This window comes from Elusimicrobiota bacterium (assembly GCA_016182905.1).
GTDB lineage: Bacteria > Elusimicrobiota > Elusimicrobia > UBA1565 > UBA9628 > GWA2-66-18.
On record JACPFR010000024.1, the window covers coordinates 1 to 14,507 of the forward strand.

The 14,507-nt window shown below is 70.5% G+C and carries 13 protein-coding genes; 11 read left to right on the top strand and 2 right to left on the bottom strand.

Translation table 11 applies throughout. The features are described from left to right. Both HYV14_09120 and HYV14_09125 read right to left on the bottom strand, forming a co-directional pair. The coding region (locus tag HYV14_09120; GenBank protein ID MBI2386158.1) for an NTP transferase domain-containing protein at window positions 1–497 on the bottom strand (497 nt) is incomplete at its 3' end. Then, complete coding sequence (locus tag HYV14_09125; GenBank protein MBI2386159.1) at window positions 494–1,159, bottom strand: HAD family hydrolase; 666 nt, start codon at window positions 1,157–1,159, stop codon at window positions 494–496. The genes HYV14_09125 and HYV14_09120, both read right to left, overlap by 4 nt. A gap of 205 nt (window positions 1,160–1,364) precedes the next feature. On the opposite strand from HYV14_09125, the gene pilM reads away from it, so the two are divergent. From pilM to HYV14_09180, 11 genes are all read left to right on the top strand, one after another. Next, entirely contained in the window at window positions 1,365–2,507 is a 1,143-nt protein-coding gene (gene pilM / locus HYV14_09130; protein ID MBI2386160.1) for a type IV pilus assembly protein PilM, read from the top strand. Window positions 2,508–2,514: 7 nt separating this feature from the next. Beyond that, window positions 2,515–3,057 carry a PilN domain-containing protein gene (locus HYV14_09135; protein ID MBI2386161.1) on the top strand — a complete coding sequence of 181 codons (543 nt, stop codon included), beginning with the start codon at window positions 2,515–2,517 and terminating at the stop codon, window positions 3,055–3,057. Window position 3,058: 1 nt separating this feature from the next. After that, window positions 3,059–3,604 carry a type 4a pilus biogenesis protein PilO gene (gene pilO / locus HYV14_09140; protein ID MBI2386162.1) on the top strand — a complete coding sequence of 182 codons (546 nt, stop codon included), beginning with the start codon at window positions 3,059–3,061 and terminating at the stop codon, window positions 3,602–3,604. Between the two features lie 107 nt (window positions 3,605–3,711). Further along, the gene (locus tag HYV14_09145) at window positions 3,712–4,101 is read left to right on the top strand and encodes a hypothetical protein (protein ID MBI2386163.1); all 390 of its coding nucleotides are present in this window, start codon (window positions 3,712–3,714) and stop codon (window positions 4,099–4,101) included. Between the two features lie 13 nt (window positions 4,102–4,114). Further along, window positions 4,115–6,199 (top strand): type IV pilus secretin PilQ, encoded by a 2,085-nt coding sequence (gene pilQ / locus HYV14_09150; protein MBI2386164.1) that lies wholly within the window; start codon window positions 4,115–4,117, stop codon window positions 6,197–6,199. 6 nt (window positions 6,200–6,205) lie between these two features. Beyond that, window positions 6,206–7,579: an O-antigen ligase family protein gene (locus tag HYV14_09155; protein ID MBI2386165.1), complete on the top strand. Its 1,374-nt coding sequence runs from the start codon at window positions 6,206–6,208 to the stop codon at window positions 7,577–7,579. Next, complete coding sequence (locus HYV14_09160) at window positions 7,569–9,524, top strand: hypothetical protein (protein MBI2386166.1); 1,956 nt, start codon at window positions 7,569–7,571, stop codon at window positions 9,522–9,524. The genes HYV14_09155 and HYV14_09160 overlap by 11 nt, the downstream gene beginning before the upstream one ends. Then, on the top strand, window positions 9,521–11,362 hold the full coding sequence (locus HYV14_09165) for a hypothetical protein (GenBank protein MBI2386167.1): 1,842 nt from the start codon (window positions 9,521–9,523) through the stop codon (window positions 11,360–11,362). The genes HYV14_09160 and HYV14_09165 overlap by 4 nt, the downstream gene beginning before the upstream one ends. Then, window positions 11,359–12,351 (top strand): flippase-like domain-containing protein, encoded by a 993-nt coding sequence (locus HYV14_09170; GenBank protein MBI2386168.1) that lies wholly within the window; start codon window positions 11,359–11,361, stop codon window positions 12,349–12,351. Before HYV14_09165 ends, HYV14_09170 begins: the two co-directional genes overlap by 4 nt. Continuing rightward, window positions 12,348–13,370, top strand: coding sequence for a methyltransferase domain-containing protein (locus tag HYV14_09175; GenBank protein ID MBI2386169.1), 1,023 nt, complete (start codon window positions 12,348–12,350; stop codon window positions 13,368–13,370). The genes HYV14_09170 and HYV14_09175 overlap by 4 nt, the downstream gene beginning before the upstream one ends. Beyond that, window positions 13,367–14,482 carry a glycosyltransferase family 4 protein gene (locus HYV14_09180; protein MBI2386170.1) on the top strand — a complete coding sequence of 372 codons (1,116 nt, stop codon included), beginning with the start codon at window positions 13,367–13,369 and terminating at the stop codon, window positions 14,480–14,482. The genes HYV14_09175 and HYV14_09180 overlap by 4 nt, the downstream gene beginning before the upstream one ends. Window positions 14,483–14,507 lie beyond the last annotated feature (25 nt).

The window sequence follows — 14,507 nt, forward strand, 5'->3', positions numbered from 1 at the left end:
CAAGTCACGGCGTTCTTATCCTTGGCGTCAGCGCCCAGCGCCGTTACGCGGCCCTTCGCGTCGGTGTCGGCCCACAAGGGTTTCTCGTCGTCGACGTGTGATGTTAAAGCCAGCCCGGCGGCCGCCTTCGCCGTGCGGCATCCCTTGATGAAGCGCGCGACGTCCTCGGGCCGGATCAGGGCGTCCACAGTGCTCACCACGAACTCCTCTTCCGTTTCCGCCAGCCGGAGGGACACCAGCCGGAAGGACTCGAAAGAGGAGGCGGTATCCGCCGTCACGAAATCGAAATCCACGTCGGGGAAAGCCGCCGTGAGATAGGGGGCGACCTCGCCCCCGCGCGTGTTCGTCAAAACGACGATGTCTTCGCACCCGGACGAGCGCAATCCGGCGACCACCCAATAGATGAGCGGCTTCGCCGCGATCATTATCATCGGCTTGATCGCGGGCAAACGGCTCAGGCGCGAGCCCTCGCCGGCGGCGATGATCGCGGCCTTCATCCGAGGACGGCCTCGAGGTCGGCGACCGAGCGGATGGTCCAGTCCTGGCCGGCGTCGGGCGCCGTGTCGGCGGCCGAGATGAGGGCCCGCTTCATCCCGACGCCTTCGGCGCCCTTCATGTCGCGCTTGATCGAGTCGCCGACCATGACGCAGTCCGCCGGATCCGCGCCGACGGCCTTCGCGGCGTGGAGGAAGATCGCGGCCTCGGGCTTGATCACCCCGAGCACCCCGGAGTCGGCCACGACCGAGAAGTAAGGACGCAGGCCCTCGGCCGCGAGCAAGCCGTCGAGGTTGCCGTAGAAATTGGACACGACGCCGAGCCGGTAGCGCGCGGAGAGGCGGGCGAGCACGGGGGTCAGGCGCTTGAACTGGCCGCGGCAGTCGGCGACGAAACGGTCCGTGATGGGATCGATGAGGCCGCCCCGCTCCGGGGCCACGGCTCTGACGACGTCCTCGACCTGCAAGCGCACGGTCTGCGCGAGGTCCAGGCCTTTGAGCGCGTGGCGGGCGTGCAGGTTGTCGTCCGAATCGTAGAAGGCGCGCTCGAGCCGTTCCTGAGGCACGTTCAAGCCGGCTTCCTTATAAAGGGGGAGGAAGCGCTCGAGCCAGGTGGTTCCATCGGCGTCGAGGGTCCCCCCATAGTCGAACAGCAGGGACTTCATATTCAGATTGTACTAAATAGCGTGAACGGGGCACGGGCGCGTCCAGGCCCTTAAAATGTCAGGCCTTGACAATGACTGGCAAACCTGTTATAAATCCGTGCCGCACAAAAAACGCGCCGAGTCCGACCTCCCGGGGAATACGGGGGGGCGTCGGCGCTTTTTTATCGGCCGGTTGGGCGGTTGAGCGTGATTTTTAAGGAGATAAATGCCTAAAATCGAGGAGGTCAAGGAGAAGCTCGGAGCCCTCAAGGGGCTCGCCGAGATGTTCCTCGGCCCCAAGGACGTCGTCGGCATCGACGTCGGCTCCTATGCGGTCAAGATCGTCCACTTCAAGCTCGAGGCCGGCGTGTACCAGCTCAAGGCCTGGGGCCATCTGCCCCTCGGCGCGAAAGCGGACGCGGGTCCCGACGAGAAGAAGGCGGCCGTGATCAACGCGCTGCGCGCCTTCTTCATCGAGAAGGGCGTCAAGGTCAAGGAGATCGCGACCTCCCTGTCCGGCAACGCCGTGATCGTGCGCTACGTCAAGTTCCCGCGCCTGACCAAGGTGGAGCTCATGTCGACCTTGGCCACCGAGGCCGAGCCGTTCATCCCTTTCGACATCAACGAAGTCCAGCTCGGCTTCCACATCCTCAGCGAGATCGTCGAGGACGGCCAGAAGAAGATGGAGACCGTGCTCGTCGCGGCCAAGCGCGAGCTCGTCGTCCAGCGCCTCGAGATCCTGCAGGGCGCCGGTCTGACCCCCGCGATCATCGACGTGGACAGCTTCGCCCTCGAGAACGTCCATGAGAAGACCCGCGACGCGAAGGAAGGCCCCGGCGCGACGCTCTACCTCAATATCGGCCACATGGTGACGAACCTGTCGATCGTAGAGAACGGGGTCACGCGCGTGGTGCGCGACATGTTCATCGCCGGCAACACGATGACGAAGGCGATCATGAAGGCCTTCCAGTGCGACGCCGCCAAGGCCGAGGAGCTCAAGCACTCGCGCGGCGTGTTCGTCGATCCCGCGGAGAAGGAGAAGGCCCTCGCCGACGGCGATCGCGACGGCCTCGGCGTGTCCCAGGCCGTCGGCCAGGTCGCGCGCGACCTCGTCGCCGAGGTCCACCGCTCCGTCGACTTCTACCTTTCGCAGGGGCCGGACCGCTCGATCGGCCGCATCATGCTCACGGGCGGCACCGCGCGCCTCAAGAACCTCGACAAGCACCTCGCGCAGGAGCTGAAGGTCCCCGTGTCCGCGCTCAACCCCTTCACGCTCGCCAAGGGCGGAGACGCCGTACCGGAGGCCCTGGCCCCATCGTTCGGCGTCGCGGCGGGGCTCGCGCTCCGTTCGAACCGGGACTGGGAATAGCGCCGCCATGATCAAGATCAACCTCGTACCCGCGGAGATCCTCGCCAAGGCCAAGCAGCGCCAGCTGCTGCTCCAGGCGTCCGTCATCGGCGGCTTGATGGCCCTGGTGCTCGTCCTCGTCTCCTTCGGGCACTGGTACGGCAAGCGTTCCCTGGAGAGGGACCTCGCCACGAACGAGGCCGAGCTCAAGCGTCTCGACCGCGTCGTCAAGCAGGTCGAGGAGCTCGAGAAGGCGGCTGCCGCCGTGCGCGCGCGTCTCGGCGTGATCGAGGACCTCCTGCTCGGGCGCGCCTTCTACCCCATCTTCATGTCCGAGTTCGCCCGCTCGGTCCCGGCGGGCATCAAGGTCAATTCGATGGGCACGGCGGCGGTGACGCCCGGCACCATCAAGCTCCTCATCAGCGGCGTCGCGAACTCCAACGAGGACATCGCGGCCTGGGTGAAGACCCTGGAGAAGAACCCCAAGTTCGGCCTGATCGAGCTCGGGGCCGTGACCGTGTCCGGGACGTCGTACAACTTCGGGATGACGGCGACGTACACGAGCAAATAACATGGCCATGCAGCTCACGAAACAGCAGCAGCAGTACCTCGGCGCGGGCGCCGTGCTGTTCGTCGTCTTCATCGGCCTCTACGTCAAGTTCTTCTGGCTCCCGATCGCTCAGGCCAAGGCCGAGGCGGCCGCGAAGATCGAGGAGATCGAGGCCAAGATCGCGAAGGCCAAGCAGCAGGCGGCCCGTCTCGAGCGCCTGCAGGCCGAGATCGCGAGCCTCAACGAGCGGGCGGCCGAGGCCGAGAAGCGCCTGCCCAAGACGAAGTCCGTTCCCGACATCCTGCTCACGCTCTCCGCGCTCGCGCAGAAGAACCGCGTCATCATCCAGAGCTTCGCGCCCGGGCCGATGAGGAGCCAGACCTATTTCATCGAGCTGCAGTACCCGCTGGCGGTGCGCGGCTCGTATCACAACGTCGGCCGGTTCCTTGCCGCCCTTTCACTGGAGGAACGCATCTTCAACATCAGCAACGTGAGCTACCCGGCGGCGGACGGGACCGGAGACATGATCGTGACCTTCACCCTGCTCTCCTACCAGTATAAAGGATGACGACCATTTCCCTCGTTTTACTCCTTGCGACGGCCGGTCCCGCATTCGCCGCGCCGGCGGCGAACGTTTCCGTTGTAGCCGTGGCGCCTTCGACGGCGTCCGCGCATATGCCGATCGGCACCTCGACCCAGACGGTCTCGAGCATCTACACGGGCGACCGGGTGCGCGATCCCTTCCTGCCCGCCGCGATGGGAGGCTCCCGCTCCGTCCGGAGGGAGGACGCGAAGTCCGAAGGCCCCGAGGTCGTGGACATCCACGGCATGACCTTGCGCGGCATCATGAAGGACCCGAAGATCGACTACGCCCTGTTCACGGCGGAAACGGGGGGGACCTACCTCCTGCGCGGGGGCAAGCTCTACAACGAACGCAACAAGGCGGTCCCGGGCATCACCGGAGCGATCAAGCTCAAGCAGAAGACCGTGGAGCTCGTCACGCTCGACAAGGACGTCCAGGTGTTCCGTCTCGGCGAGGACGAAAAGGAAAAGGAGAAGCCGTAGCCGCGGAGAATCTATGATCAATCAACAGATGAAGAAGGCCCTGTCCGCGGCGCTCGCCGTCATCCTCGCGGTCCCCGGGGGCGTCGCCCCCGCGCTCGCGGCCGACGCGGCCCCGGCTCCGGCCGTCTTCCAGGGCGTCGAAGTCACCGACGACATGGTCACGATCAAGCTCAGCACCGCCGTGCTGTACAACAGCTTCCTGACGCAGACGCCTCCCCGCCTCGTGATGGAGCTCCTCGACACCAAGCACGAAGGGCCGACCCAGTCCGCCAAGGGCAAGGGCTCGTTCCTCTCCGGCGTGCGCTCGAGCCAGTTCGAGAAGTCGCCGCGCCTGATCACCCGCGTCGTGATGGATCTCGTCAAGATGGCCGGCTATAAGGTCGCCACGACCAAGTACGGCCTGTCCGTGCAGATCGTCGGCTCGGTCGGCGACGGGCCCGAGGCGGCCGCCGCCCCGAAGGCTCCCGCCGCCGCGCCCGCTCCCAAGCTTCCCGCCGTCAAGCCCGTCGTCGCCAAGCGCGCGGCAGCCGCCGCGGCTCCGGCTCCGGCGCCCGCGTCCGCCGCGCCGGCGGCGAACGTCCCCGTTACGGCCGCGTCCGCGCCGGCGCCCGAACCCGCGCCCAAGGCGAAGCCTCTCGGCAACATCTCCGCCGCGCAGGCCATGCGCCGAGCGGGCCTCGACAAGACGATGACCACCGAACTCGCGGCTTCCGCGCAGTCTTCCGACATCACGAAGACCAAGTCCGAGGACCCCGTCGACGAGGACGAGGACGTCGCGCGGCGCGCGCCCGGAGGGCGCATCTTCCGGGACATCATGAGCCGCCTGCCGCGCGACATCGTCACGCTCGATTTCGACAACACCGACATCCGCGACGTCATCCGCCTCCTCGCGGCCAAGGCCAAGATCAACATCGTCTTCGGACCCGACGTCTCCGGCTCGTTGACCCTGCATCTGACGGACGTCCCCTTCAACGAGGCGTTCCGGACCGCCCTGTCGATGATGAAGCTGACGACCGACCAGGTCGGCGACAACATCCTGCGCGTGATCACCCCGGCCGAGCTCACCAAGCAGCGCACGACCTCGACGGCGATCACGAAGGTCTACGTCCTGAACTACGCGAAGGCCGCCGAGGTCAAGGCGACGATCGACTCGGTGCGCTCCGCCGAGGGCCGCGGCGGCAGCTCGACCGCGGACATCAAGACGAACACCTTGATCGTGACCGACTCCCTCGAGGGCCAGCTGTCCACGGAGAACCTCATCTCGCAGATGGACCAGCGCCCGCGCCAGGTCCTCATCGAGACGAAGATCGTCGAGATCAACGCCAACTCCGGCCTCAACTACGGCGTGCAGTGGGACTACCAGGGCGTCCAGCGCGGCAAGATCGCCGGCCAGATGGGGACCAGCCTGATCGGCACGACCGTCAGCCCGGTCAAGTCGGCGAGCCCCACCTTGCCTCCTCTCGACGCGAACGCGACCATCGCCGAGGGCCTCGGCGCGTCCGGCCGCGGCACCGGCGTGGCGCTCGCCGCCGACCGCGTGTTCGGCGCCCTGACCCTGGGCCGCATCACGAACAACTTCATCCTCAACGCGACTTTGACCGCGGCGGCATCCGAGGGCAAGGCGAAGATCCTGTCCGAGCCGAAGATCGCCACGCTCAACAACCAGCCCGCCAACATCAACGTCACGACGCAGATCCCCTACGTGACCTCGAACGTGGCCTCGACCGGCGTGCAGACTCAGACGGTGAGCTACGTGACCACCGGCATCCAGCTGACGGTCACGCCGAGCATCAACGCCGACGGCCGCATCACGCTCCAGGTCAACCCGAACGTGAGCCAGCCCTCGGCGACGGCCGCCGCGAGCAGCACGGGCGCGCCCGCCGTCGACGCGCGCACGGCCAACACGACCGTGCTCGTGCGCGACGGCGAGACGATCGTGATCGGCGGCCTCATCACCGACACGCTTCAGGACACGATCTCCAAGGTCCCCCTGCTCGGCGACATCCCGATCCTGGGCTGGCTGTTCAAGAAGAAGACCAAGACCCGCGTCCGCGCGGAGCTCCTGATCTTCGTGACGACGAGAATCCTGCCCGACTAGGCTTAAGTGCTCGCCGGCCTGGTCGGTTCCGTCGTCGCCTCGGGGCTTCTCCTGCGAGGGGCGTGGGACCTCTGGGCCCAGTCCCTGGTCCTCCTCGGCCTCCTGGCGGCCGGCGCGGCCTGGCTGTGCGCCCGCCTCGCCTCGGGCTGGCTTCCCCGTCCCGATCCGCGCACCCTCTCCTGGGCCGCCGCGCTGGCCGCGCTCTCCGGCTTGTCCGCGTGGGCGAGCCCGGTTCCCGCTTACTCCCGCCCGGCCTGGGCCGCGGCGGCCGCGGGGCTCGCGCTGTTTCCGCTCATCTCCGTGCTCGATGCCGAGGGACGCGAGCGCGTCGAGCGCTTCCTGCGGGCCGCGGGCTGGGTCCTGGTCCTGCTCGCCTTCTATCAGCGGCTGCAAGGCGAGACCCGCCCGGCCGCGTCCTTCCTCAATCAGAACGCGTTCGCCGGGGCGATCCTCCTGCTGCTTCCCGTCACCGCGCGCGCGGGGGACTGGGCGCTGGCCGCGGGGCTGCTCGCGTGCCTGTGGTGGACGCGGTCGGTCGGAGCGTGGCTCGGCCTGTCGGTCGCGCTGATCCTGCACCGGCGGGCGGTGGGCGCGGTCGCCTTCTGGCTCGGCTCCAGCGCGGGCTTCGTCGGCCTCGTCGCGGCCTACGCCAAGATCCAGTCGCCGGAGACTTTGCACCGCGTCGAGTGGTGGAAGGCGGCGTGGCGCATGGCCGCGTCGGCGCGCTGGCTCGGCCTCGGACCCGGCTCGTACGCCTACGCGCTGCCGGCGCACGCCCCGGTCCGCCCCGACCTGTCGACCTTGTTCGCCCACCAGCATTTTCTCGAGACGGCGGCGGAGCGGGGCTGGCCGTATCTACTCCTGTGGATCGTCGGGCTCGTCTTGCTCCTCAAGCCCGCTCCCGCGGGGCGGCGTTTCGGCCCGGCGGCGGCGCTGATCCACGGCCTCGTCGATTACGCGCTCTCCGTGCCGGGGGTGTTCTGGCTTTTCTGCGCGTCGACGGCGCTCGCGACGCCGGACTCGGGACGCTCCGTCAACGTCCCGCTGCGTTGGCGGCCCGTCCTGTGCGCCGTCGTCCTCGCCGCCGCCTCCGTGTCGGGAGTCTTCGTCTGGCGCGGCTGGTCGGCCGACCGCCTGCGGGCGCGGGCGGTCTTCGCGATCCGCGAAGGTCGCCTCGACGACGCGGCCGATATGCTCGCGGCCTCCGAGACGCTGTCGCCTCATCCCGAGGCCGCGCGCTACCGGGCCGAGCTCGCGCTGATCCGCGGCGGGCGGACCGAGGAGGCCGCCGCGCACCTGGCGCGCGCGATCGCCCTCGACCCCTACCGCGCCTCGAACCGGGCCATGCTGGCGACCTTGAAGGAGCCGCATGAACGCTGATCGAGCGCGCGTCGGCTCGGAGGCCGTCGTCGCCGCGGTGCTCGCGGCGGCGGTCGTCGTGCTCCTCGGAGGCGCCTGGGCGCGCGGCCTGACGGTGTTCTGGAGCGACCTCACCTACCTGCACCACGGCTGGCGCTCCGCGCCCGCCATGCTCGTCGCGGCCGGACGAGCGCCGCTCTGGGAGCCCTCGCTCTATTTCGGCATGCCGATGGCGGCCTCCATGCAGGGCGGCTTGTTCTATCCGGGAACGGTCTTCTACTACCTGTTCGGCTTCGCGACCGCGACCGCGCTGTTCCAAGCCGTTCATCTGTTCACGGCCGGCTGGCTGTGCGCGCTGTGGCTGCGCTCCTGCCGCCTGACCTGGGGAGCGAGCCTCGGCGGAGCCGTTTTATTCGCGTTCGGCGGAGTGATGATCGCCCGCCTCCCTTTCTTGAATCATCTTGCCGTGTTGACGTGGGCGCCCGCTCTCGCCCTTTTCTTCCGCCGGCCGGTCCCGCTGGCGCTCGCTCTGACGATGATGGTCCTCGCCGGCTACCCGACCTTCATCCCCGGCTGCGCCGCCGCCGCGTGGGCCGTCGCTTACGCCGCGCGCGGCAAGGGCTGGTCGTGGAGCGGCGGGGCGCGCGACTGGGGGGCCGCGGCCCTCTTGTCGGGGATCCTGGCCGCTCCGCAACTCCTCCCGGGTCTGGAGCTCGCCGCGAACTCCCGGCGCTCGACCGGCGTCGGCCTCGAGGAGGCTCTCACCTGGGGCTTCTCGCCCGCCGACCTGCTCCAGTGGGTCGGCCCCCTCGCGATCGGCATGAAGGATTTTCATCCCGCGGTCGACTGGGTCCTGTGCGTGTATCTCGGGCTCGCGGGCGCGGCGGCCGCGGCGTACGGCGCCCTCGTCCTGCCGCGGCGCCGCGCGCTCGTCCTCGGCGCCGCCGTGATCGCCGTCGTCGTGCTCACGCTCGGCGCGTCGACCCCGCTTTCCGCGGCGATGTGGCGCGGATTCCCGCCGCTCCGCTTCGTGCGTTATCCGGGCAACCTCGCCTACATCGCGCTCCTTCCGCTGGCCGCGCTGGCCGCGGCCGGGTTCTCGGGCCGGCGGTTCGGTCCGGCGCTCGTGCTCGCCTCGGCCCTCGAGCTCCTGGTCCTCGGCCGGGGCGCCACGCCGCTGGCGACGCGCGGCCTGTTCGTCCAGCCGGGGCCCCTCGTGTGGAACCTGCAGCAGAATCTGGGGGATGCGCGCTACCTGATCTCCCCGAAGGCCCTGCAGGCCGCGAAAGGCGCCGATATTTTCGACTGGAAGCAGCGTCTGTACGGTCTGACCAACGCGCCCTATCGCCTGCGCGCCGCCGCCAACTTCGGCGAGCCCCTGGTCCCCGCGGCGTCGTACGCCGCGATGGACGCCTTGCTGAGCCTGCCCAGCGCCGACGCGGCCGCGGCCTGGATGCCGTGGATCGGAGCCTCGCGCCTCCTGACCCCGGAGCCGCCGTCCTCTCCGCGCCTGGCGCCCGCGGCGCGGGCCCTCTGGAGCATCTCCGGGCTCCGCTCGACCCCCGTGTCTCTGGCGTACCGCCTGACGGCGAAGGAGGGCGCGGCGCTCCCCGCCGCTTGGCCGGCGGCGCCTCCGGACGCGACGCGCTCGCCGCTCGCCGTGCGCCGCGAACGCGAGGACCGCTTCGAGGTGTCCGGCGAAGGCGAGGGCTGGGCTTTCGTCGCCGAGCCGCGCTTCCCGGGCTGGACGACCGTGCTCTCCGTCCCCGGCGGCGAGCGGCGCGTGATCCCGCTCCCGGCGCTCGGCGCCTTCCAGAAGGTCGAGACGCCCCCGGGGCCGTGGACTTTGCGCTGGAGCTACGAGCCCGGGCCGTGGCGCCTCGGCCTCCTGCTCGCGGCCTTCGCGTGGATTATGCTCTCCCGGTCTTGGTATCATCGAGCCGTCGCCACTGGAGAGACTCGATGACCCGCCGGGACCTCATCGTCGTCGGAGGCCTCGCGGCCGCCGTGCTCGCGCTGACCGCGTGCGTCTGGGCGCGCCCCGGGCGGGCGTTCTTCAACCACGGCGACCTGTACGCCTACCATTGGCCGCTGCGTCATCACACCGCCGCGACCCTGATCGAGGGCCGCCTTCCGTTCTGGGACCCCTACATCATGCTCGGCGTGCCGCACGCGGCCAACCCGCAGACCGCCTTGTTCTATCCCGCGTCCGTGCTGGGCTTCCTGCTCCCCGCCGTGACGGCTCTGGTCTGGGACCAGGTCCTGCACCTGCTGTGGGCCGGGCTCGGCGCGTATCTCCTGGCCCGCTCCGCGCGCGCGCCCCGCGCCGCGTCCGCCGCGCTGGCGGCGGCCTACGCGCTCTCGCCCTTCCTGATCTACCGCGTGACCGCGGGCATACCGACCTTGATCGCCGCGCTGTCCTGGGCGCCCTGGGCCTGGCTCGCGTGGCTCTCGGGCCCGGCGCCTCTTCTGGCCGCCGTCTTCGCGCTCCAGTTCCTGTCCGGCCATCCGCAGTTCCTCGTCGTCAACGCGGCCGCCATGGGCCTCTGGTCCCTGGCGAAGCCCGCGCGGCTGGCGCTGTGGGCGCGCCTGGCCGCCGGCGCGGCGGGGGCGCTGGCGCTGGCCGCCGTGCAGTGGATGCCGACGCTCGAGCTGCTGCGCGGGTCCAACCGCTCCGGCTGGCCGGAACAGTTCCGGGCCGCCTACTCCCTTCGCCCGCGGGACCTGCTGCTGTGGCTGTCGCCCGGCGCCTTCGGCACGCCGCTCAACGGGGGCTGGGACGACGCGATCAGCGTGTTCTATGAGAGCGGGGGCGTGTGGCTGGGGTGCGCGGTCTTGGCGCTCGCGGCCGGAGGGCTGCTGCGGGGCCGCGCGCGGCTCGGACCGGTCCTGCTCGTCGTCTCCGGCGCCGTCCTCGCTCTCGGCGCCAACGGCCCGCTCGCGCCGGTGCTGAACGCGCCCGGCTTCTCCTTCATGCGCACGCCGTCGCGCTGGTCGTTCCTCGCCCTGTGGGGCCTCTGGCTGCTCGCGGGCGCGGGCGGGCGCGCGCTGGCCTCGTCGCGGAAGACGGCGGCGGCGCTGGCCGTCCTGCCGCTCGTCGTCGCCGCCGAGCTGCTGGTCTGGGACTCGGGCTTCGTCCGGTCCGCCGCCGCGAGCGCGTTCACGAAGGCGAGCCCCGCCGTGGCCGCGGCTTTGGCCGGGCGGAACGCGCGGATGCTCACCGATCCCGCGCTCGCCAATCCGAACAAGGCGGCCGCCTATCGGATGCGCAACGCCAACGGCTACGAGGCGTTTTACCCGGCGAGCGCCGCCGTCTGGGCCGCGGAGGCCGAAGGCGAGCCGGCCGCGGACCCGAGCTGGGTGCTGGTGTCCCGCTGGAAGTCCGAGGCCGCGACGCGGGCGGGCGTGGCCGCGCGGCTGACCGTGCGCGGCATCGAGACGCGCGGCGACGCCTGGCCGCTGGCCGCTTTCCTCGACGCGCGGGGCGCCCGCGTGACCCCCGACCCGGTCCTCGAGATCCCGCGCCCCGAGCGTTGGCGCGTCACCGGCGCCGTCCCCGCGGGCGCCGTCGCCGTGGCTCTCGCCGAGACCCGCTGGCCCGGCTGGCGCGCGTCGGTGGACGGCCGCGCGGCGCCGCTGGCGCCCTGGGGGCCGGCGTTCCAGTCCGTGGCGCTGACCGGAGACGCCGACCTCGACCTGCGCTTCGATTTCGCGCCGTCGATGTGGTTCTGGTGGGCGGCCGTGTCGGCCGCGGCCTGGGGCTTCTGGTTCGCGGCGCTGCTGCGCCGCGCGGAGGCCGCGTGAGCCGGAAGAAAGTCCTGTCGGGCGTCGTCGCCTTCACGATCACGGGTCTCTTCCTGTGGCTGGCCCTGCGCAAGGTCGAGTTCGCGGCGCTCGCCGAGGCGCTCAAGTCGGCGCGCGTCGGCTGGCTGATCCCGATGATCGCCATCGTCTATCTCGACCTCCTCGTGCGCGCCGCGCGCTGGCGGGTGCTGCTCTCCCGCGCGCGCGAGCGGCCCGCGCCGGTGTGGGACCTGTTCAAGCTCGAGGCCATCGGCCTCGCCGTCAACAACGTCCTGCTGCTGCGCCTCGGCGAGCTGGCGCGAGCCGGCCTGGCGGCCCGCCGCCTCGGGATCCCGGCCGCCGCCGCCCTGGCGAGCGTGGCCATCGAGCGGGCGCTCGACGTGGCCGCCCTCCTGACCATCTTCGTGCTCGCCACCCGGTTGGCGCCCGGCATCGCCCCGGCGCAGGTCGTGCAGGGGGCGCTGCTGCTGCTCGCCGGCGCGATCGCGGCCCTGATCGTCCTGGCGGCGGCGGAGAGCTCGCTGGCGCCCGACGGCTTCGCGGAGAAGCGTCTTCGCCCCTGGCCGAAGCTCCACCGCTTCGTCGAGCAGCTGGCCTTGGGCGCCGCGGTGCTGCGCTCTCCCGCCGCGGCCGCCTGGGCGTCCGTGCTGAGCCTCGCGCTGTGGACCGTGGACGCGGCGCTGTACTGGACGGCGGCGTACGCGCTCGGCCTGGGCGGGATCATGGACTACCCGCGCGCGGTGCTGACTCTGTCGTGGGCCGGCGCGAGCTCGGCGATCCCGGCCGCCCCCGGCGCGATCGGCACCTTCGAGGCCGTCGTCGCTTCGATCCTGGAGAAGTTCGGCGCCGCGCCGGAGCTCGCCCTGGCCTACGCGCTGATGACCCATATGATCATGTATCTTCTGGTGACCGTCACCGGTCTCGTGTTCCTGTCGCGCGAGGGCGTGTCCCTCGCGACGCTGAGCGAGGAGGTCGAGCGCGGCAAATGAAGCTGAGCCTTCTCGGCGTACTGGCGTGCCCCGTCTGCGGCGGCGACCTCAAGTTCTCCGTCCTCGAGTCCTATCCGCGCCACGACACCGAGGTCGAGGAGGCCGCGCTCGCCTGCAAGCTGTGCGCCCGGGAATACCCGGTGACCGGCGGCGTGCCGCGCCTGCGTCCTCCGGACCCGGTCGCGCGCGCGACGGCCAAGACGCGCGACGCGTTCGGCTGGGAATGGCTGCGCTATCCCGGCTCGCTGCCCGGCGACAAGGAGACCTTCCTCGAGGAGACGATGATCCCGCCGCACGAGTTCGCGGGCAAGCTCGTCCTCGACGCGGGCTGCGGCATGGGCCGCTACAGCGCGGTCGCGCTCGAGCTCGGCGCCGACGTCGTCGCAATCGACATGTCCGAGAGCCTGATCCGCGTGGCGGAGCGCGCGCGCTCCCAGCCGAAGCTCCACCCCGTCGAGGGCGACCTGCTCCACCCGCCGTTCAAGAAAGGGATATTCGACGTCGTCTACAGCCAGGGCGTCCTGCACCACACGGCCGACACGCGCGCCGCGTTCAAGGCCGTGGCCGCCCTCGTCAAGCCGCGCGGCCTCCTCTCGGTCTGGCTGTACGGCAAAGCCGGGCGCTTCTCCGATTTCGCGACGAACCCCCTCAAGCCCGGCCGCGACTGGATCGCGAAGCACCGGCGCCTCGCCTGGTGGATCGTGCTCCTGCGCCACGTCGTCAGCGACTTCGTCCGCGTGTTCACGACCCGCCTGCCGGTGTCGCTCGTCTACGCGCTGTGCCGTCCGCTGACCTGGCTCGGCGCGGTGCCCGGCCTGAAGTGGTTCACCTACTCGGTGGACCCGCGCTATCAGGTGCGCCTCATCGAGAACTTCGACTGGATCTCGCCGCCCTATCAGTGGCACCACACGAAGGAGGAGCTGCTGCGCTGGTACGCCGAGGCGGGTTTCTCCGTCGTCAACGTCCTGCCGCACGGGCTCGTGCCCAAGCCCGGCGCGCTCGGCCGCAGGAATCGATGAAGCCCGCGCCGACGAAGGTCGTCATGGTCAGCGCCGGCTTCTGGCCCGCCGTGGGCGGCGCGGAGCGGCAGGCCCTCGAGCTCTCCCGCGCCCTGCGCGCCCGCGGCGTCGAAGCGAGCGTCCTCACGCGCCGCGTCGGCGGCGCCGCCCCGCGCGAGGAGGTCCACGGCGTGCCGGTGCGGCGCCTGCGCGTGTACGGGACCGGCGCGCTCGACTCGCTGTGCTTCCTCTTCGGCGCCCTCGGCTGGCTGCTCAAGCACGGGGGGGAGTACGACGCGATCCACGCCCACCTCGCCGGCTCGCCCGCGCTGGCGGCCGCCCTGGCCGGACGCTGGCTGGGCAAGCCCGTGCTGGTCAAGCTCGGCGGCGGCCGCGGCATCGGCGAGCTCGCCGCCTCCTCGCGCACCGCCCTCGGCCGGGCGAAGCTGCGCCTGCTGACCTTGCTCAGGCCTCGCTTCCTCGCCGTGGTGCCGGACCTCGCCGCCGAGGCGCGGGAGCATCTCGGCGGCGCCGATATCGAGGTCCTGCCCAACGGCGTGGATGCGGACCGGTTCAAAGCGGTCTCTCCGGAGGAGAAACGGGCCCTGCGCGCCCGCCTGGGCTGGAGCGGGACGGTCTTCCTCTACACCGGGCGCCTGTCGTGGGAGAAGCGGCTGCCGTGGTTCGCGAAGGTCTGGGAGGAGGCGACGAAGGGCCGCGAGGCGACCCTGGTCCTCGTCGGAGACGGACCCGAGGTCATCGCGCGGAGCGAACGCGTCCGCGTCCTGCCGTCCGTCGACGACGCCGCGGGCCTCTACGCCGCGGCGGACGCCTTCGTGCTCCCGTCCGTCTCCGAGGGGCTGTCGAACTCTTTGCTCGAGGCGATGGCCTCCGGGCTGCCCGTCGTCGCGAGCGCAGTGGGGGGGACGGCGCAGATATTGGAGGACGGTAAGACGGGCCTGTTGTTCGGCAAGGACGATGAAAAGAAAGCGATCCAACAAATAGAACGGATTTTGAACGACAACGAATCGAGGACTCGTATAGGTGCCGCGGCGAGGCTCGAGGTCGAGCGACGGTACGCGATGCCCATCGTCGTGGAACGGCTATTGGACCTTTACCGGGAAAATCCATGAGTCGGGGCGATCGCTTCGCGAATAG